The sequence below is a fragment of the Flavobacterium sp. P1_E4 genome, assembly GCF_056405915.1.
Genome location: NZ_JBFUBE010000092.1, coordinates 1 through 520 on the forward strand (window position 1 = coordinate 1; position 520 = coordinate 520).

At 47.7% G+C, this 520-nt stretch carries 1 rRNA gene; it reads right to left on the reverse strand.

From position 1 onward, the window contains the following. Window positions 1-447 (reverse strand): 16S ribosomal RNA (locus AC1DY0_RS19155); the annotation flags it as partial. Window positions 448-520: the final 73 nt, after the last annotated feature.

The window sequence follows — 520 nt, forward strand, 5'->3', positions numbered from 1 at the left end:
TTTCTTCCTGTGCAAAAGCAGTTTACAATCCATAGGACCGTCATCCTGCACGCGGCATGGCTGGATCAGGCTTGCGCCCATTGTCCAATATTCCTCACTGCTGCCTCCCGTAGGAGTCTGGTCCGTGTCTCAGTACCAGTGTGGGGGATCTCCCTCTCAGGACCCCTACCCATCGTAGCCTTGGTAAGCCGTTACCTTACCAACTAGCTAATGGGACGCATGCTCATCTTTCACCGTTGTGACTTTAATAGTTCAACCATGCGGTTGTACTATACTATGAGGTATTAATCCAAATTTCTCTGGGCTATCCCTCTGTGAAAGGTAGATTGCATACGCGTTACGCACCCGTGCGCCGGTCTCTTGGTCCGAAAACCAATACCCCTCGACTTGCATGTGTTAAGCCTGCCGCTAGCGTTCATCCTGAGCCAGGATCAAACTCTTCATCGTATATTGTTTAAGCTGAATTTATTTCAGCTTCTTATTTATTTGACTGAAGGTCTAGTGGTTATTCTCAAATCTT